General features: G+C 67.9%; 17 protein-coding genes. 5 read left to right on the plus strand and 12 right to left on the minus strand.

Going from position 1 to position 18,042, the window contains the following annotated elements:
- Positions 1-321: 321 nt before the first annotated feature.
- The gene (locus ACFXB5_RS05965) at positions 322-1,977 is read left to right on the plus strand and encodes a M4 family metallopeptidase (protein ID WP_385202899.1); all 1,656 of its coding nucleotides are present in this window, start codon (positions 322-324) and stop codon (positions 1,975-1,977) included.
- A gap of 145 nt (positions 1,978-2,122) precedes the next feature.
- Positions 2,123-3,802 carry a M4 family metallopeptidase gene (locus tag ACFXB5_RS05970; RefSeq protein ID WP_385202902.1) on the plus strand — a complete coding sequence of 560 codons (1,680 nt, stop codon included), beginning with the start codon at positions 2,123-2,125 and terminating at the stop codon, positions 3,800-3,802.
- Between the two features lie 64 nt (positions 3,803-3,866).
- Here ACFXB5_RS05970 and ACFXB5_RS05975 read toward each other — a convergent pair whose 3' ends face one another.
- The 10 genes from ACFXB5_RS05975 to ACFXB5_RS06020 all read right to left on the minus strand — a co-directional run bounded on the left by ACFXB5_RS05975 (position 3,867) and on the right by ACFXB5_RS06020 (position 11,210).
- Complete coding sequence (locus ACFXB5_RS05975) at positions 3,867-5,420, minus strand: phosphate ABC transporter substrate-binding protein (RefSeq protein ID WP_385202905.1); 1,554 nt, start codon at positions 5,418-5,420, stop codon at positions 3,867-3,869.
- A 104-nt stretch (positions 5,421-5,524) separates the two neighbouring features.
- The gene (locus ACFXB5_RS05980; RefSeq protein WP_385202908.1) at positions 5,525-6,409 is read right to left on the minus strand and encodes a hypothetical protein; all 885 of its coding nucleotides are present in this window, start codon (positions 6,407-6,409) and stop codon (positions 5,525-5,527) included.
- Between the two features lie 74 nt (positions 6,410-6,483).
- Positions 6,484-6,615 carry a hypothetical protein gene (locus ACFXB5_RS05985; RefSeq protein ID WP_385202911.1) on the minus strand — a complete coding sequence of 44 codons (132 nt, stop codon included), beginning with the start codon at positions 6,613-6,615 and terminating at the stop codon, positions 6,484-6,486.
- 905 nt (positions 6,616-7,520) lie between these two features.
- Positions 7,521-7,832, minus strand: coding sequence for a hypothetical protein (locus ACFXB5_RS05990; RefSeq protein WP_385202914.1), 312 nt, complete (start codon positions 7,830-7,832; stop codon positions 7,521-7,523).
- 59 nt (positions 7,833-7,891) lie between these two features.
- Positions 7,892-8,722 (minus strand): helix-turn-helix domain-containing protein, encoded by an 831-nt coding sequence (locus ACFXB5_RS05995; RefSeq protein WP_385202916.1) that lies wholly within the window; start codon positions 8,720-8,722, stop codon positions 7,892-7,894.
- The gene (locus ACFXB5_RS06000; RefSeq protein ID WP_385202919.1) at positions 8,719-9,243 is read right to left on the minus strand and encodes a DUF6879 family protein; all 525 of its coding nucleotides are present in this window, start codon (positions 9,241-9,243) and stop codon (positions 8,719-8,721) included. Before ACFXB5_RS06000 ends, ACFXB5_RS05995 begins: the two co-directional genes overlap by 4 nt.
- A complete protein-coding gene (locus ACFXB5_RS06005) occupies positions 9,227-9,430 on the minus strand; it encodes a hypothetical protein (RefSeq protein WP_037964362.1) in 204 nt (67 codons plus the stop codon). The genes ACFXB5_RS06000 and ACFXB5_RS06005 overlap by 17 nt, the downstream gene beginning before the upstream one ends.
- 117 nt (positions 9,431-9,547) lie before the next feature.
- Complete coding sequence (locus ACFXB5_RS06010; protein ID WP_385202922.1) at positions 9,548-10,063, minus strand: DUF6879 family protein; 516 nt, start codon at positions 10,061-10,063, stop codon at positions 9,548-9,550.
- Between the two features lie 81 nt (positions 10,064-10,144).
- Positions 10,145-10,381 carry a DUF397 domain-containing protein gene (locus tag ACFXB5_RS06015; protein ID WP_385202925.1) on the minus strand — a complete coding sequence of 79 codons (237 nt, stop codon included), beginning with the start codon at positions 10,379-10,381 and terminating at the stop codon, positions 10,145-10,147.
- A complete protein-coding gene (locus tag ACFXB5_RS06020) occupies positions 10,359-11,210 on the minus strand; it encodes a helix-turn-helix domain-containing protein (RefSeq protein ID WP_385202951.1) in 852 nt (283 codons plus the stop codon). The genes ACFXB5_RS06015 and ACFXB5_RS06020 overlap by 23 nt, the downstream gene beginning before the upstream one ends.
- A 198-nt stretch (positions 11,211-11,408) precedes the next feature.
- Between ACFXB5_RS06020 and ACFXB5_RS06025 the strand changes: the two genes are divergently transcribed.
- Positions 11,409-11,738, plus strand: coding sequence for a hypothetical protein (locus ACFXB5_RS06025; RefSeq protein WP_385202928.1), 330 nt, complete (start codon positions 11,409-11,411; stop codon positions 11,736-11,738).
- Here the strand turns inward: ACFXB5_RS06025 and ACFXB5_RS06030 are convergent.
- Both ACFXB5_RS06030 and glgP read right to left on the minus strand, forming a co-directional pair.
- On the minus strand, positions 11,735-11,890 hold the full coding sequence (locus ACFXB5_RS06030) for a hypothetical protein (protein ID WP_201851124.1): 156 nt from the start codon (positions 11,888-11,890) through the stop codon (positions 11,735-11,737). The genes ACFXB5_RS06025 and ACFXB5_RS06030 overlap by 4 nt on opposite strands.
- A gap of 266 nt (positions 11,891-12,156) precedes the next feature.
- Entirely contained in the window at positions 12,157-14,970 is a 2,814-nt protein-coding gene (gene glgP / locus ACFXB5_RS06035) for an alpha-glucan family phosphorylase (RefSeq protein ID WP_385202954.1), read from the minus strand.
- A gap of 219 nt (positions 14,971-15,189) precedes the next feature.
- On the opposite strand from glgP, the gene ACFXB5_RS06040 reads away from it, so the two are divergent.
- Together ACFXB5_RS06040 and ACFXB5_RS06045 are read left to right on the plus strand one after the other, a co-directional pair.
- A complete protein-coding gene (locus ACFXB5_RS06040; protein WP_385202932.1) occupies positions 15,190-17,025 on the plus strand; it encodes a rhamnogalacturonan lyase in 1,836 nt (611 codons plus the stop codon).
- A 27-nt stretch (positions 17,026-17,052) separates the two neighbouring features.
- Positions 17,053-17,847 carry a pectate lyase gene (locus ACFXB5_RS06045; protein WP_385202935.1) on the plus strand — a complete coding sequence of 265 codons (795 nt, stop codon included), beginning with the start codon at positions 17,053-17,055 and terminating at the stop codon, positions 17,845-17,847.
- Positions 17,848-18,042: the final 195 nt, after the last annotated feature.

Below are 18,042 nucleotides of genomic sequence, written 5' to 3' on the forward strand. Positions count from 1 at the left end.
TGGTTGGGTTGTTTCCGCCTCTCTCGCGCCGCGGCGGCGCGCCCCTCCGCCCGCCCCCCCCCGGCCCCCCCCCCCCCCCCGCGGCCCCCGCCTCTTTTGGTCCATTTTCAGTCCATGACTCTTACATTCGCTTGTCCGGAATCCGAAGGTTGATCAGCATTCAACGAACATTTTCCCTTCGACCTGTCGTGAAACCCGTGACATGTCCCGGACTTGTGTGACAGTCTGCCCAACGCATTACGCATCAGTACCTCTTGTTCAGCACCGGGCCGCACTTCCCCGCAGCCCGGCGCTGACCCCCCACAGCAACGAGGAGATCGCGTGCGCAAGACCTTCAGCATGCCCATATCCAGTGCCGGTAAGCGGCGTTCCGCCATGGCCGCCGGTACCGCGGTCGCCGCGGCCGCCCTGCTCGCCTCCGGACTGAGCGCCGGCACCGCGGGTGCCGCCCCGGCCGACGCCAAGTCCGGCGCCCAGCCCGCGGCGCTCACCGCCTCGGCCCGCGCCGAGCTGCTCCGCGACGCCAACGCGACCAAGGCGGACACCGCCTCGTCGCTCGGTCTCGGCGCCAAGGAGAAGCTGGTCGTCAAGGACGTCATCAAGGACGCCGACGGCACCACCCACACCCGCTACGACCGCACCTACGACGGACTGCCCGTCCTCGGCGGCGACCTGATCGTCCACCGTGCCAAGGGCGGTGACATGAAGAGCGTCACCAAGGCCACCAAGGCCACCGTCAAGGTCGCCTCCACCACGGCCGGGATCGCCCCGAGCGCCGCGGCCAAGTCGGCCGTCAAGCTGGCCAAGGCCGACGACACCGCCAAGGCGGCGGCCGATCAGGCCCCGCGCAAGGTGATCTGGGCCTCCAGCGGCAAGCCCGTGCTCGCCTTCGAGACCGTCGTCGGCGGGGTACAGAAGGACGGCACCCCGAACCAGCTGCACGTCATCACCGACGCCGCCACCGGCAAGAAGCTCTACGAGTACCAGGGCATCGAGACCGGCAAGGGCGAGAGCGAGTACAGCGGCTCGGTCGAGCTCGGCACCAGCAAGGAAGGCAGCGGTTACACCCTGACCGACGCCGACCGCGGCGGCCACAAGACCACCAACCTGGAGAACAAGGAGGACGGCGAGGGCAAGGCGTTCACCGACGACGACGACAACTGGGGCACCGGCAAGCCGGACGACCCCCAGACCGCCGCCGTCGACGCCCACTACGGCGCCGCCGCCACCTGGGACTACTACAAGAACGTGCACAACCGCGACGGCATCGGGGGCGACGGCAAGGGCGCCTACTCCCGCGTGCACTACGGCGACAGCTACGTCAACGCCTTCTGGGACGACAGCTGCTTCTGCATGACCTACGGCGACGGCCAGGGCAACAAGGCCCCGCTGACCGCGCTCGACGTGGCGGGCCACGAGATGAGCCACGGCGTCACCTCCAAGACCGCGGGCCTGGAGTACACCGGTGAGTCGGGCGGCCTCAACGAGGCCACCTCCGACATCTTCGGCACCTCGGTGGAGTTCAACGCCAAGAACACCAAGGACGTCGGTGACTACCTCATCGGCGAGGCGATCGACATCAACGGCGACGGCACCCCGCTGCGCTACATGGACAAGCCCAGCAAGGACGGCCAGTCCGCGGACAACTGGTCCGACGATGTGGGCAACCAGGACGTGCACTACTCCTCCGGTGTCGCCAACCACTTCTTCTACCTGCTGTCCGAGGGCAGCGGCGCGAAGGAGATCAACGGTGTGAAGTACGACAGCCCCACCTCCGACGGCTCCAAGGTCGAGGGCATCGGGCGGGACAAGGCCGAGAAGATCTGGTACAAGGCCCTGACCACGTACATGACCTCCACCACCGACTACCACGCCGCCCGTGAGGCCACGCAGAAGGCCGCCACGGACCTCTTCGGCGCCGACAGCGCCGAGGCCAAGGGCGTGGACGCCGCCTGGGCCGGGGTCAACGTCAAGTAAAACCACCTGAGTTACCGCAGGACACACCGCCGGTGCCCGGGGCCTGAGGCCCCGGGCACCGGTATGTTTCATCCACGGCAAAGCGACACCTTTGTCGCGTTGGGCGGAAGCTTCGCCCAACTCCCCATCACAACTGGAGATACGCGTGGATTCACGTTCGACGTCAGCCATATCCGGCATATCCCGTCTCAGACGCTCGCGTACCGCCCTCGCCGCCGGAGCGGCGACCCTGGCCGCCTCCCTGCTCGCCGCCGGCGCCACCGCCGGATCCGCGAACGCGGCCGCTCCTTCGGCTCCTTCGGCCACCCGCTCGGGTGCCGCCACCGTCTCGCTCTCCCCCTCGGTCCGCGCCGAGCTGCTGCGGGAGGCGGGCTCCACCACCGTCTCCACCGCGAGGTCCCTGGGGCTCGGGGCCAAGGAGAAGCTGGTCGTCAGGGACGTCGTCAAGGACGCCGACGGCACCACCCACACCCGCTACGAGCGCACCTACGCCGGACTGCCGGTCCTCGGGGGCGATCTGATCGTCCATGAGTCCGCGAGCGGCGCCTCCCGGGGTGTCGACAAGGCGACCGACGCCGACATCGAGGTCGGCGACACCAGCGCCGCCATCGCCCCCTCCGGCGCCGAGCGCTCCGCCCTCGGCGCCGCGCGGGCCGCGGGCGACAAGAAGGCAGCCGCCGACAACGCGCGCAAGGTGATCTGGGCCGCCACCGGCAAGCCCACCCTCGCGTACGAGACGGTCGTCAGCGGGGTGCAGAAGGACGGTACGCCCAGCAAGCTGCACGTCATCACCGACGCCGACTCCGGCAAGAAGCTGTACGAGTTCCAGGCCCTCGAGAACGGCACCGGAACCGGCCAGCACAACGGCAAGGTCACCGTCGGCTCGGTCAAGAGCGGCAGCCAGTGGCTGCTCAAGGACACCGCGCGCGGCGGCCACCAGACGTACAACCTCAAGCACTCGTGGGACGACACCAAGAAGGGGTCGGCCTTCTACGACGCCAACAACGTCTGGGGCAACGGCAAGCCCACCATCGCGCAGACCGCCGCCGTGGACGCCCACTACGGCGCCGCGATGACCTGGGACTACTACAAGAAGGTCCTCGGCCGGAACGGCATCAAGGGCAACGGCAAGGCCGCGTACTCCCGCGTCCACTTCGGCGACGCGTACGAGAACGCCTTCTGGGACGACGGCTGCTTCTGCATGACCTACGGCGACGGCGCGGGCAACAAGAAGCCCCTCACCTCGCTCGACGTGGCGGGCCACGAGATGAGCCACGGGCTCACCTCGGCCACCGCCAACCTGGAGTACAGCGGCGAGTCCGGCGGGCTCAACGAGGCGACCTCCGACATCTTCGGCACCGCCGTGGAGTGGTACGCCAAGAACGCCAAGGACCCCGGTGACTACCTCATCGGCGAGAAGATCGACATCAACGGCGACGGCACCCCGCTGCGCTACATGGACAAGCCCAGCAAGGACGGCCTGTCCTACGACTACTGGAAGAGCGGTGTGGGCAACGACGACCCGCACTTCACCTCCGGTATCGCCAACCACTTCTTCTATCTGCTGTCCGAGGGCAGCGGACGCAAGGTCATCGGCGGGGTGACCTACAACAGCCCGACCAAGGACGGCCGCACCGTCAAGGGCATCGGCCGCGCCAAGGCCGAGAAGATCTGGTACAAGGCCCTGACCACGTACATGACCTCGACCACCAACTACGCCAAGGCCCGCACCGCGACCCTCAAGGCCGCGAAGGCGCTGTACGGCGCGAGCAGCGCCGAGTACAAGGCGGTCGACAACGCCTGGGGCGGCGTCAACGTGAAGTGACCCCCGCCGGTCGGCCGGGCTTCGGTACCACCCACCCCCGGCCGACCGGTCCCACCTCTGTCTCCTACCGCCCGCCGGCCGCCAGCTGGCACGCCCGCTGATTCTCCGCGGCGGCGCAGGGCAGATGGCCATGCTTCTCGATGAGGTTCCGCCCGGTGTCCCCGGCCAGATAGTCGAGGAACTTCGAGGTCAGGGAGTTCGCGGGCGGCGCGGTGTAGGTGTACGCGTACTCCGGCTCCCAGAAGGGGTAGGTCCGCTCCCGCACCGCGTCGATGGACGGCTTGCGGTTGTCGAGGGACACCAGATGGAGAGCCCCCTTCTGGGCGCTCTCCTCGGCGGAATGCAATTCGGCGTAGCCGATCGCTCCGGGGGTGCTCGCCACCGTCTTCAACACCTCGCCGGTGCTGTCGAGTTCACAGCGGACGACGGCGTCCCCGGTGAATTTCGGGGTCTTGCAGTTGTCGGACGTCCGCGAGATCTCGTTACGCCCCAGCACCCGGCCCTCGAACACCCCGCGCGTCCCGGATTTCGCGTCCCGGCTCACCAGCCGCACCGGCAGATCGGGCCCGCCGGGCAGCTGGTTCCAGTTGGTGATCCGGCCCGAATAGAGCCTGCGGAGATGGTCGAGCGAGAGATCGGATATCCGTACGTCCTTGTTCACCACCACGCTGAAGACGGACAGCGCCACCAGATGCTGTTTGAGCCGGGGGTTCCCGTCCCCGTCCGGGCCGTCGGAGAAGGCCAGATACGAAGGGAACCCGCCCTTCGCCGCCTCCCCGACGTCGATCAGCGTCTTCGTACCGCGCCCACTGCCCTGCGCCTCCACGGTGACATGGGCATCCCGGCAGTCGCCCTGATACGCCTCGCCCGCGTCCTGCGCCACCGGCTTGAACGCGGTCGAACCGACGATCGTCAGATTCCCCTCGGCACAGCCGCGCGGCAGCGGATCGTCCCGCCACAGCTGCATACCGAACGACTGGAGCATCAGCATGGCCAGCAGACTGCCGATCAGCCCGAGCATCCGATTGCTGGGCCGCCGGAACTTCTCATTGTTCCGGATCCTGCCCTCTTTGATCCGACCGCCCACATGCGGCGGCTTATCGGTCCCGGCACCCGTCAGCAGCACCAGCAGCTTGAAGTGATCCCCCTTGTTCAGCGGCACCCGGGGCAGCGAGATCTCATTGCCCGCACAGACCAGCCCGGGATTCGCCGGAGTCCCGCGCTGCGGCAGATGCCGCAGCAGATCCGGATGGCTGGGCTCGGTGACCGCCACATCCCTTACGGTGCGATTGGGAAAGGTCGCGGTGAGCCCGCGATGGTTCGTCGCCGGCGCCGTGATGTAGTCATCGGCGTCAATGCTCCGAAACCCGTCATTCTCAATCCGCAACAGGACGAGCGAGGCCCCGGCCAGATCCGGAGTATTCTCCAGCATCCGCAACCGCTGATGAATCGGCCCGTCCTGGGTGCTGTCGTCTATCAACGTGTCCATCTGCACGCGATAACCGATACGCTTCCGCCCGGGAATCAGCCGCTCATACGACAGCCCACCGACCGTCACGACGACGCCGAGCAGCGCCAACAGATTTTCGGGCGCGGTCAACTGCTCCAGCCACTTCACGATTGCCCCCCGTGCATGCAATGGCTTCAGGGGGGCGAATGTACGCTCCAAGAACGCTCATATGGCCGATGTGGCCCACCTCTCATGCAATGTTCGTCCCGCGTTCAACCACCGGCGCCGTGGCCCGGGGCGGAGGTTCCAACCCGCGTGAGGGCGACGACCGTCTCACGCGGGTCGTCCGCGTGAAACCGGAGCGTACGGGCGAAGCCCGACCCGCCGAGCGGTCGCACGAACTCCACCGGTTCCGTCAGCTCCACCGTCACCGTGGTCTGGCTGCCCACCGCGAGATCGAGCACCCCGTCCGCGCTCACCCGCACCAGCCGTCCGTCGGGATAGCGCCGCTCAACCCGGGCGGCGGCGATGGTGGCGGCCGGAACCCGCAGGTCGAACAGTGCGCCGTAGCGGATGCGCAACGAACCGTCGGATCCCACGACGTGCGGCCGGACCACGCAGGACGCGTGCAGCGCGAGGATCAGCACCACCCCGTACACATCGACGACGAGCAGGATCGCGTGCACGACCGGCCAGGGGATCACCAGCGCCAGCCCCACCGTTTCGACCACGGAGACGAAGAGCAGCCCGTACATCATGGCCGTCTGAGGTCCGGTGTACGCGGCGGCCAGCGCCCCGTCGGGAACCTGGTGCCGACGGCGCAGCACCCACAGCCCGAGGCTGTGCAGGGCCCGGAGCTCATGCGCGACGAGTCGGCGCACCACTACCGGCACCAGCGTACGCAGCGCGCCTCGCACGGCATCCCGCCGCTCGGCCCCGGCCCGTCGCCGCACGGCATACAGCCGCCACAGAACGACGGCCTCCAGCACGAGCACGGTCGCCACCAGCGCCTCGGCCCCCAAGAGAATCGCTCCGGGCATCCGCACGCCCGCCACCACACACACCGCGACGCCCACCTCGGCGGGCAGCACCACCCACACCGCCACCCGCGCGGCCCGCAGTCCCTTGACGGCCTCGCCGCCCTCTCCGATGCGCATAACGCCAGTAGAAACCCTGCCGCCGCGACAAGGTCAACCGTGGCCTGAGCGGACCGGCGGCCCCGTGCGGCAGCTCAGTCGGGCAAGGGCAGTCGGAGAACGGGGTCGAAGGGGCGCTTCTGGAATCCAGTCCGTAGATTGCGGCAGTTCGGCGCCGTGCACATGAAGACGTCCTCGACGCTCTTCCGGCGCGTGGTGTTCTTCACCCAAGCCTTCTCGTCGGCAGTAAGACGACGGTGCATCTCGTCTGTTCCACAGGTGTAGCAATACATCTTCTGCTCTCGCACGGCACCTCCTGAAATAGGCGAACGGCCAACGCGCAAGCCTATAAGGCACGTTGGACGATGGACAGCGCACAACCGGACAACTCGGATGATGGTCTGGACTCAGGCGGCAGCACCGGCAGGACAGGGAATCTCCGGGCGCAGACGGTGTGGACTGCACGCGATCAGGCACACGGACAGGAATCTCTGTCCTGTGAGGTACCAGCCGCCGACCACGTCCTCACCGCTCGCCACCCTTTCGACCGCACGGGCGACCGCATCTGCGAGCCGGGGGACGTCCCGATCGCGCTCCGCCGCGAACGCCGCCGCCGAAGCCCGCACTTGCCGACCGAACCATGCGGCTGCTTGCTCGGAGTCGCTCCATGTCCCCTGGATAAAGGGGGCCGGCTTGAGCAGCCAGTGTGCACATTCCAGGGGGACGACCTTGTTGGATGTGAACTCCGGGTGCAGGGGGCGCCGGGGGCCGTCTTTGAGCAAATCGTGCGCGGACCCGAGCCAGGTGTAGCCGTGGTGGTGCATGTGCTCGCTCTCTCAGTGAGAGCGACCCCCACGCCGAGTGGGGGTCGCCCGTCTACAGCACGTACCTACTGCCGCCCGCAGCCATCACCGTCGCCACATCCGCCCTGCTGCCCACCCTCTGTCGGCCCGTCGTCCTCCGGGTCTTGCCGGACGACGGCCTTGAATCCGCGTAAGCGCATCGAGATGATTCCCTTCGGTGCTGTCGACGCGGGGGCTCTCCTCGCGCCGTCGTGCACATGCACCCGTTCCGCGCTGGGCTCGACCTGCCAGGGCTCCGGTCCAGCCGGGACGGGGGTCTCAGAGACGGCTCACCGATTGGTGGCCTTCTTGGTCTGTTCCTCCAGCGCGGCGCGCATGAGGATTTCCGCGAGACGGTTCGCACTGTCGAGCGGGATACGGCCGAGGGCGACCATGGGATGTCCCGAGACCGTCGCCTCTCCCCGCAGGACCGGCCAGGACAGAGCCTCGTCCACTTCTCCATGGGGCATGGCCACGTCCGCCGTGAAGCCGAGACGGCCAAGTGCCTCTCGGAGCAGTTCAGCGACCGCTCTCGCCTCGGCTCTGGCCGCCCGGTGACGCTCGGAACGCATGGCGTCGATATGTTCTTCAGTGATCTTCATAGGTTGCACTCCCCGCATATGGCGGCTCGGTTCAACCTATGGGCAGCCCGGAACTACACCTAGCCGATTTCCTGTTCACGCAAGAAATCGTTCCTCAAGCCCTCGAGCATTCTTCGCATGCTGTCACCACAAAGAGCAGCGGATGCAAAGCGTTCGAACTTATCAACGTACTGCGAAACGTCTCTCGGATCCGTGACCACCAATTCGGCATGGATGGCTTCAACAGTCACGGTCCGCTTGTCGCGAATGACGAACGCATGGTTCGCTATATCACGCTGCGCCATCGAAAATGGGACCACACGGAGGTCTATATTAGGCAACCGTGAAACCGAGATAAGTCTATCCAGCTGTTCTGCCATCCTCGAGGGCGACACAATGCGCCACCGCAGTACGTTCTCGGTGATGACAAACCGGAGACTCTTGGCCTCGTCATGCAAAACCTGTTGCCGCTCAAGACGAGCAGTGATGGTACGCGTCAAAGTGTCTTCGCTCAGGTCATGGCGAGCGAGGACAGCTCGAATGTACTCGGGGGTCTGCAGCAAGCCCGGCACAAGGGCAGGTTGAAAAAGTTGCAGCAGTTTCATCCGAGATTCCAGCGCCCTGGTCTGCTGCTGCGCTTTGTGTACTCCCAACCTGCGTACGAGCCGCCACGCCGTGGTTTCGGTTGTCTCCGCTCGCACCACTTCAAGGTATTTGACCTTGACTTCTTCGGAGACGCCAAGCGCTACCAGGATGCTCTCTACGTCCACAACGGACGGCGCGACCTTGCCCGTCTCAATCTTGCTCAGCTTGCTGGTAGACATGACAGCACTGCGGGCGACGGTCTTGGCTTCCTTACCGGATGCCAACCGAAGCGCCCGCAGCGCTGCTCCGAGCTCCCCTCTGTTCACTCCCCGTGTTTCGCCCACCATTCAGAGAAGGGCTCCGCGTGGGCCAGTGCCGCGTCGCGGTACGCGACGAATTCAGAGGAACGGGTCTCGGGCAAGGTTTCACGCCCGGTGACCACTCCTGCGTCGTCGTAATACATGGCGACGGGCGTTCCGCTGTCGAACAGCCAAAAGTCCCCTACGCCATCGAGGGGGTTGGCTTTGTCCGTGGTGTCGAGAATGAAAAACTCTTCACCGCCGGCCTGATTCTTTCGATACCCCCAGCCGAGTTCAAACCGAAGGTACGGCGTGAGGGGACGCGAAAGGATGTGCACGCGGTAGATGCGTTTCCCCTTGCTCGTATGGGACCGGAGTTCGGCCACCCATTCGTCGTTGTAGCTCTCCGGGCGCGGCTCTCCTGCGAGGAACCTGCGGTACGCTTCGGTACTACCCGAACCGCTGTAGTCGTCCAGCGTCTCAAGTCGGAACGCCTCGCGTTCGAAGCTGTCGAACAGCTCGCCGAGGTTCTTAGACGAGCTTGTCACGAAGCGCCTTCCTGATGAGATCGAAGAGGAGTTGCATCGGAATCTCCACGATGCCTTCGTTCGCCGGAATCTCCAGCCCATGGTCGGTGGGTACTTCACCCTGAACCAGCAGAGTATCCCGGTCCGTGGCGTAGATGGTCGGGCAGTCCTTGATGTCGCACGTACTGACGAGCATCGATACCTTCATCAGTCCCCTCCCGGTCCTGTACTTCCGCGTTGATACTCGCGGGCATCGAAGCCATTGCGCAAGAGATCCACGTTTCCGGAACGGGAAATCGGCACTGCGCTGCCACCACGAGACGGTTCACCCTGGCCAGTACTGCGAGTGTGGCAAGGCACGCTCCCAAACGGATTCGAACGCGGAAGCGGCCAGCCTAGCCGTGCCGGGCTCGTACCGAACCTCCATGTCCGTGGCCGGGTTCCAATTCCCATCGCCGTCGAAGTGGTTGAAGATCACAACCTGTTCGTCGATCAGCCAGAAGTCCGCCCCCGGAAGGGCCAGGTCGGCCGCCCGCCTTCTGGGCAGCCACCGCACCTCCTCCCCTGCGGCGACGTTGTGGCGCCCGGTCACGTCGTACTCGAATTTGATGTATTCGCTGACGGGCTCGGAAATGATCCGGGCACGCCGCATCCGAACACCGCGTGAAACAGTCGACACCACGAGGTCGAACCAGCTCCGCCACCGCTCTGCGGGGTCGAAGCGCAACCCGGCGCGCCAGTCGGCGAAGTCAGGGTCGCCGGGCGTGTAGATGTCACGCATTTCCAGGTGAACCGCTGAACGCCGCGCGTTGATCAATGCCTGACGTACCGCTGTAGCCATCGATCGTGAACCTCTCGGAGTCGTCACTAAGGGGTACGCCAGCCGATGGTGCATTGCGACGCGCCCCGCCGCACAGCCTCGTCAGGGTCCGGCGACATGGTCGAACTGGCCCGCTTTAGCAGCGCGTATGAAGGCTCTCAGGCGCGTGCGGGTGGTTGAGAGTATGACCTCAGGGTGCTCGCTCTCGCGGAGCATTATCGTGTCACGCTCCCCTGCGGCGACGTTCACGCACGAGGCTGATTCCTGGCAGTAGGAGGACTGCCGCCATGACACCGGGTTCATGTGCTGCTCCTTGTCACAGTTCCTGGATGAGGCCATGGATGAAGTCGCGGGACTCGTCCGGCTCCAGAGCGATGGCCTCCATCTTGCCGATCACCAACCGATACTTCTGCAGCTGGGCTTCCGCGTCGAGCAGGAGGGAGCCGTGCGCCTGTTCCAACAGGATCGTGTCGAGTTGGGGTACGGGGCCGGAGAAGTAGTTGATCGACTGGCCGGACCCGGCAAACGTGCCGTTACGGAACGGGACCACCCGGATTGTGATGCGATCCCGTTCGCTTATGTCAATCAAGTGCTTGAGCTGGGCTCGGGACGTTTGTGGCCCGCCGAAGGGCATACGGAGGGCGGCCTCGTGGATCACCGCCTTGCACGGGGTGGGACTTTCGCCATAGAGGATGCGTTGTCGCTTGATGCGGTGCGAGACGCGGTCTTCTACATCGGGCGGCGGGAGCGCGGGCACCCCTTCGGCGAAGACCGCACGGGCGTGATCGACGGTCTGGAGCAAGCCGGGGATGTGGATCACGGTAGCCAGCAACAGTGCCGTCGCGTGGTGTTCCAACTCGGCCAGGTCGAGCTGTCCGGGAGACAGCAGCTCCCGGTACTCCTCCCACCAGCCGCGCTTCCGCTTGCCGGTCATAGCGATGAGCGCGGCGATCAGGGCCTCGTCGCCGCATGCGTAGTTCCCGGCCAAGGTGCGGATGCTGCGCTCGCTGAGGCCGAAGCGTCCAGTCTCGATATTGCTGATGCGGGCCTGGTTGGCCCCGATCAGCTCGGCGGCCTCCCGGGTGTTGAGGCCCGCGCGCTCGCGGAGCTTGCGCAGCTCAACTCCGAGGCGTAGCTGACGTGCGGTCGGAGTTGTCCTTGGCGGCATGCGGTCCTCCACGGTCGCACAGGTGGTGCAAGGGTCACTGGAACGAGGTCAAGGTTAGAGACTTCTCGATGCACCGTAGAAGTGATTCAACCTTTCGCTCTACGCTGTGATCCAGGCCACCTTCTGACGGCAGTTCCACAGCTGCCGCCCGCCTGGCCCGCATCCGGCCCAACTCCACCTCCCAGCAAGGAGACACGCATGGCCACGGTATCCCCCGACCAACCCGACTCCGCCCCCTTCGACCTCGGCAAAGAACTCCGCGCCCTCGTCCTCGCCACCGCGCCCCGCCTCTTCGCCGTGGCCCGGATCCACCCGTACGAGGACACCGGAGAATCAGACGTGGAGATCGCGGCATGGGGCATGGCCCATGAGGACGGGCGCACCGAAGTGGTCGGCCCCCGGCAGCGGTTGGTGTTGGCCTCGCCCGAGCGCGCGGAGGCGTGGTTCTCCCGGGACGGGGTCACCGCACAGCTCGTATGGCTCGCCCCGGCCACCGCCGCCTCGCTCGGCCCCGACCTGGCCGCCTAGCCATCGTCACCTCCGCGCCATGTCGTGCGCACCCGGCGCCAGGCCTCGATGACGGCCGGGATCTTGGACAGGAGCTCCGCTGACATGGTGAGTATCAGTCCGGCGAGGCCGAAGGCCGCGAGGACGAGCAGGGTGACGGTGTCCCAGTCCACCAGTTCTCAACCCTTCGATCGGGGTGGTCGAACCGATGGCCCGGCAGGCTCAGCCCGACCACCTCGTGCGGTGGTCAGCTGAGGTCCTGCCGACGTCCAAGATCTCAATTCGCATAGCCGGAGAGCGCGGCTCTCCGGGACCGTCGGCAATTCCGGGCGCCCGGGGGGGGGGCGGGCGGGATTTTTAGTGCACCCCCAGACGTGGGGCAGGGGGTGGGACTTTGCCCCCTGCCCGTCCGTCCGGGGGCTCTGTTTGCGCCGGGGGCTCAGCGCATCAGGACTCCCGCCGCTTCGGATGTGGTCTCCGAGGGGATGGCGATGAGGCCCGGTTCGGCGGGGTGGGAGAGGAGGGGGTGGGTGGGGAGGACGCGGATGGTGTAGCCGAAGGGGCCGGTGCGGTTGAGGGCCAGGGGGGCTTCGTAGCGGCGGCTGCCTTCGAGGTCGGGGCCCGCGGTGGGTTTGAGGGGGACGTGGGTGGCGTCGGTGATGCGGTCGGTGTCGTCCACCCGGCCCGCCACGGCCTGGACTTCGACGTCCGCCGGGTCCAGGGCGCCCAGGCGCACCCGGACGCGGAGGCAGAGGGTCGAGCCGAGTTCGGCGGCGCCGCCCGGGGCGGGTGGGGTGAGGTGGGCCTCGACGTGGTCGACGGCGACGTCCGGCCAGGCGGCGCGGATTCGGGCCTTCCAGGCGGCCAGTTCGGCGGCCGCCTCGAGGTTCAGGGCTCGGTGGGAGCGGGCGGCCGGGGCGTAGAGGCGCTCGACGTATTCGCGGACCATGCGGCCCGCGAGCACCTTGGGGCCGAGGGTGGTGAGGGTGCGCCGGACCATGGCGATCCAGCGGCTGGGGAGGCCGTCCAGGCCGCGGTCGTAGAAGCGCGGGGCGACCCGCTGTTCCAGCAGGTCGTAGAGGGCGGCGGCCTCCAGGTCGTCGCGGCGGGTCTCGTCGATGGCGTCGCCGTCGGCGGTGGGGATGGCCCAGCCGAAGTCCGGTTCGTACCACTCGTCCCACCAGCCGTCGAGGACGGAGAGGTTGAGACAGCCGTTCAGGGCCGCCTTCATACCGCTGGTGCCGCATGCCTCCAGCGGGCGCAGCGGGTTGTTGAGCCAGACGTCGCAGCCGGGGTAGAGGTTCTGGGCCATGCCCATGCCGTAGTCGGGCAGGAAGACCAGGCGGTGGCGCACCCGGGGGTCGTCGGCGAAGCGGACGAGTTCCTGGACGAGGCGTTTGCCGCCGTCATCGGCCGGGTGGGCCTTGCCCGCGACGACGATCTGGATCGGCCGCTCGGGGTGGAGCAGCAGCTCCATCAGCCGGTCCTGGTCGCGCAGCATCAGGGTGAGCCGCTTGTAGGAGGGGACGCGGCGGGCGAAGCCGATGGTGAGGACGTCGGGGTCGAGCACCCCGTCGATCCAGCCGAGCTCGGCGGTGCCCGCGCCGCGCTGCCGCCAGGAGGCGTACAGCCGCTGCCGGACCTCGGCGACCAGCCGCTTGCGCAGGGTGCGGCGCAGCTCCCACAGCTCGGAGTCGCCGAGGTGGCCGAACTGGCGGGCGCCTAGCCGGGTGACCTCGGGGGCCGTCCAGGTGGGTGCGTGCACCCCGTTGGTGACGGAGGTGATGGGCACCTCCTCGGGGTCGAAGCCCGGCCAGAGCCCGGCGAACATCTCCCGGCTGACGCGGCCGTGCAGGGTGGACACCCCGTTGGCGCGCTGGGCCAGCCGCAGCCCCATCACGGCCATGTTGAAGAGGTTGGGTTCCCCGTCGGGATAGGTCTCCATGCCGAGCGCGAGGATCCGCTCGACCTCGATCCCGGGCAGCTCGGCGTCGTCGCCGAAGTGGCGGGCGACCAGCTCGCGGTCGAAGCGGTCGATCCCGGCGGGGACGGGGGTGTGGGTGGTGAAGACGGTCCCGGCCCGCACCGCCTCGTGGGCGGCGTCGAAGTCGGCCCCGTCGGCGATCAGTTCGCGGATGCGCTCCAGGCCCTGGAATCCGGCGTGGCCCTCGTTGGTGTGGAACACCTCGGGTTCGGGGTGGCCGGTGAGCCGGCAGTACGCGCGCAGGGCGCGGACGCCGCCGATGCCCAGCAGCATCTCCTGGAGCAGCCGGTGCTCGCTGCCGCCGCCGTAGAGCCGGTCGGTGACCTCGCGCTCGCCGTGGCCGTTCTCCTCCACGTCGGAGTCGAGCAGCAGCAGCGGCACCCTGCCCACCTGGGCCTGCCAGACGCGGGCATGGAGCGGACGGCCGCCGGGCAGGGTGAGCGGGATCCGGACGGGCCGGCCGTCCGCCTCGCACAGCTGGGTGAGCGGGAGCTCGTCGGGGTCCAGGACCGGATAGTGCTCCTGCTGCCAGCCGTCGCGGGAGAGCGACTGCCGGAAGTAGCCGTGGCGGTAGAGCAGGCCGACGCCCATCAGGGGGACGCCGAGGTCGCTGGCGGCCTTGAGGTGGTCACCGGCGAGGATGCCAAGGCCGCCGGAGTACTGGGGCAGGGCGGCGGTGATCCCGAACTCCGGCGAGAAGTAGGCGATGGCGGCGGGCAGTCCTGAGGGGGCGGGCGGGACGGAGGGTACGGGCGGTCCGGAAGGTACGGACGCGTCTGACGGCACGGGCTCGTCCGACCGCACGGGCGCGCCTGACCGCACGGGCGCGTCCGACGGCACCGGCTCGTCCGACCGCACGGGCGCGCCTGACGGCACGGGCGCGTCCGACGGCACCGGCGCGTCCGACCGCACGGGCGCGCCTGGGGACACGGTGGGTACGGACTCGACGGGGGTCGGCCCGGCTCTGTCCTCCGCGGCGACCCGCCCCTGATACCACCGGGGCCCGGTCAGATAGTCATGCAGATCATCCGCGACCGCCGTGAGACGGCGCAGGAAGGAGCGGTCCTCGGCGAGGTCCGCGAGCCGGGAGAGGGGCACGGCGCCCAGCAGTCGCACCGGGTCGCCGCCCGACTCCCGCCATCCCTCGGGGTCCACGGACTCGAAGAGCTCGCGGGTCTCGGGGTGCCAGGACCAGCGCAGATTGCGCGCCAGCCGGTTGAGCGGTCGCAGGGGCTCCGGAAGGACGGGGCGCACGCTGAATCGACGAATGGCCTTCACCCTTCGACGGTAGCGGCCGACGAGTCCCCGTTTCGTCTGTTTCGCCCCGCTCCCGAGAAGTCGGCCCGAAGGCGGCAACCTTTCCGGCCAAGGGGACGACTAGGGGTCACACCTTCCCCCCATGCCTTGGAGGACGACGTGCGCTCTCGGGACAGTTCGCACACTCCGCCCCCCGCTCATCCACCCAGATCCTCCCCACGCAGGGGCCGGATGCTGGCCGCCGTCTGCGCGGCGGGCGCGCTGACCGTCACCTCGCTGGTGAGCGTCTCGGAGGCCGCCGAGGGCAAGGGGCCCGCGCCGAAGGCGGCCGCCGCGGCCCAGCTCGAGAAGCTGGACCGGGGGCTGGTGAGCGTGCACACCGGCAATGACAACCTGGTCAGCTGGCGCTGGCTGGCCACCGACCCGGACGGTGTGACGTTCAACCTCTACCGGGGCGGCGTCAAGGTCAACTCCTCCCCCATCACGACCACCAACTACCTCCACAAGGACGCCCCGAACAGCGCCGACTACACCGTGCGGGCTATTCGGGACGGGGCGGAGCAGCCCGCCTCGCCGAGCGCGATCCAGTTCCGCCCGGGGTACTACGATGTGCCGATCTCACCCCCGGGGGGCGGCTCGGACTACACGTACGAGGCCAATGACGCCTCGGTGGGCGACCTCGACGGCGACGGCGATCTGGACTTCGTCCTGAAGTGGCAGCCGACCAACGCCAAGGACAACTCCCAGTCGGGCGTCACCGGCAACACCATCGTCGACGGCTACACCCTCCAGGGGCAGCGGCTGTGGCGGATCGACCTGGGCCGCAACATCCGCTCCGGCGCCCACTACACCCAGTTCCAGGTGTACGACTACGACGGCGACGGCCAGGCCGAGATCGCGATGAAGACCGCGGACGGCACGGTCGACGGCGCCGGTAAGACGATCGGCAGCGCGTCCGCCGACTACCGCGACTCCAGCGGCTATGTGCTCAGCGGACCCGAATATCTGACGATGTTCAACGGCCGTACGGGCGCCGCGATGAGCACGGTGGACTACGTCCCGCCGCGCGGCACCGTCTCCTCCTGGGGCGACTCCTACGGCAACCGTGTGGACCGCTTCCTGGCCGGGACGGCGTATCTCAACGGCTCCACCCCCTCGCTGATCGAGGCGCGCGGCTACTACACCCGCACCGTGATCTCCGCCTGGAGATTCAGCGGAGGCCAGCTCACCCGCCAGTGGACGTTCGACACCAACAGCTCCACCAACACCGGCAAGGGTTACGACGGCCAGGGGAACCACGCACTGGCCACCGGCGATGTGGACGGCGACGGCAGGGACGAGATCGTCTACGGCTCGATGGCGGTGGACGACAACGGCTCGGGGCTGTGGACGAACAGATACGGCCACGGCGACGCCGCCCACCTCGGCGACCTCGACCCGTCGCGGCCGGGCCTGGAGTACTTCAAGGTCGACGAGGACTCCTCGAAACCGGGCTCGTACTTCGCCGACGCCCGCACCGGCCAGGTGCTGTGGTCCACCGCGTCCGGCGGCGACAACGGGCGCGGCGTGGCCGGTGACATCTGGGCGGGCAACGACGGCGCCGAGATGTGGTCCGCGCGGGACGACCAGATCCGCGACGAGGGCGGCGGCGCCAAGGGCCGCAAACCCTCCTCGACCAACTTCCTGGCCTGGTGGGACGGCGATCCGGTGCGCGAGCTGCTGGACGGCACCCATATCGACAAGTACGGCACCTCCGGTGACACCCGGCTGCTCACCGGCTCCGGGGTGCACTCCAACAACGGCACCAAGGCCACCCCGTCGCTGTCCGGCGACATCCTCGGCGACTGGCGCGAGGAGGTGGTCTGGCCGACCAGCGACAACAAGGCGCTGCGGATCTACTCCACGCCGTACGAGACCGACCGGAAGATCACCACGCTGCTCCACGACCGGCAGTACCGCGAGGCGCTGGCCTGGCAGAACACCGCCTACAACCAGCCCCCGCACCCCAGCTTCTTCATCGGCGACAAGATGGCGACCCCGCCGCGGCCGGCCATCACCACCCCGTGAAACCCCCCACTGAGAAGGAGATCCGACATGGCTGAACAACGCACCAGGTACCGGGCGATGGCCGGGGCCCTGGGCGCCGTCGCCCTCACCGCGGGCGCGATCACCACCGGGCTGACCCTGCCCACGGCCTCCGCCGCCACCTGGCCCACGCCCAGCGGCACCCCGCAGGCGGTCTCCAAGACCATCAGTGTCAGCGGGACCACCGACGGCGGTATGAAGCGCTACTACGGCTCCGGCGACCTCGGCAGTGACAACCAGGACGAGGACCAGGGCCCGCTGTTCGAGCTGAAGGACGGCGCCACCCTGAAGAACGTCATCCTCGGCGCCCCGGCCGCCGACGGCGTCCACTGCGAGGGCAGCTGCACCCTGCAGAACGTCTGGTGGGAGGACGTCGGCGAGGACGCCGCCACCTTCCGCGGCACCGGCAAGACGTTCAATGTCATCGGTGGCGGCGCCCGTAAGGCCGCGGACAAGATCTTCCAGTTCAACGGCGGCGGCACGCTCAACATCTCGGGCTTCGCCGGGCAGGACTTCTCGACCTTCGTCCGCTCCTGCGGCAACTGCTCCTCGCAGTACAAGCGCACCATCAATGTGAGCAACTCCGAGATCACCGCCCCGGGCAAGGTCATCGGCGGGATCAACACCAACTACGGAGACTCGCTGACCCTGCGCGGGATCACGATCGTCGGCGACAGCAGCAAGAAGATCGTCCCGTGCCAGAAGTACATCGGGAACAACACCGGCGCCGAGCCGAGCAAGAACGGCAGCGGCCCCGACGGCACCTACTGCAAGTACAGCACCTCCGACATCACCTACCGGTGATCCGGTGATCGCCCACCAGTGATCCCCCCATGGCCGCGCCGTGCCTGACCCTCACAGGGACAGGCACGGCGCGTGCCCGTGCCGGACACTGGTGGGTATGGACACTGCCGAGCTGGGGAGTTTTCTGCGCACCCGCCGCGGCGGGCTGCGCCCGGAGGACGTCGGCCAGGTCGCGTACGGGGCCCCGGGCCGGGG

The organism is Streptomyces sp. NPDC059455, from assembly GCF_042750115.1.
GTDB classification, from domain to species: Bacteria; Actinomycetota; Actinomycetes; order Streptomycetales; family Streptomycetaceae; genus Streptomyces; species Streptomyces endocoffeicus.

What these genes read in the sequence shown, in the direction of transcription:
- ACFXB5_RS06025 (WP_385202928.1), top strand. Translation starts at nt 11,409, where the DNA reads ATGGCCACGGTATCCCCCGACCAACCCGACTCCGCCCCCTTCGACCTC.
- ACFXB5_RS06040 (WP_385202932.1), top strand. Translation starts at nt 15,190, where the DNA reads ATGCTGGCCGCCGTCTGCGCGGCGGGCGCGCTGACCGTCACCTCGCTG.
- ACFXB5_RS06015 (WP_385202925.1), bottom strand. Translation starts at nt 10,381, where the DNA reads ATGGCCTCATCCAGGAACTGTGACAAGGAGCAGCACATGAACCCGGTG.
- ACFXB5_RS06010 (WP_385202922.1), bottom strand. Translation starts at nt 10,063, where the DNA reads ATGGCTACAGCGGTACGTCAGGCATTGATCAACGCGCGGCGTTCAGCG.
- ACFXB5_RS05980 (WP_385202908.1), bottom strand. Translation starts at nt 6,409, where the DNA reads ATGCGCATCGGAGAGGGCGGCGAGGCCGTCAAGGGACTGCGGGCCGCG.
- ACFXB5_RS05990 (WP_385202914.1), bottom strand. Translation starts at nt 7,832, where the DNA reads ATGAAGATCACTGAAGAACATATCGACGCCATGCGTTCCGAGCGTCAC.
- ACFXB5_RS06020 (WP_385202951.1), bottom strand. Translation starts at nt 11,210, where the DNA reads ATGCCGCCAAGGACAACTCCGACCGCACGTCAGCTACGCCTCGGAGTT.
- ACFXB5_RS06005 (WP_037964362.1), bottom strand. Translation starts at nt 9,430, where the DNA reads ATGAAGGTATCGATGCTCGTCAGTACGTGCGACATCAAGGACTGCCCG.
- ACFXB5_RS06045 (WP_385202935.1), top strand. Translation starts at nt 17,053, where the DNA reads ATGGCTGAACAACGCACCAGGTACCGGGCGATGGCCGGGGCCCTGGGC.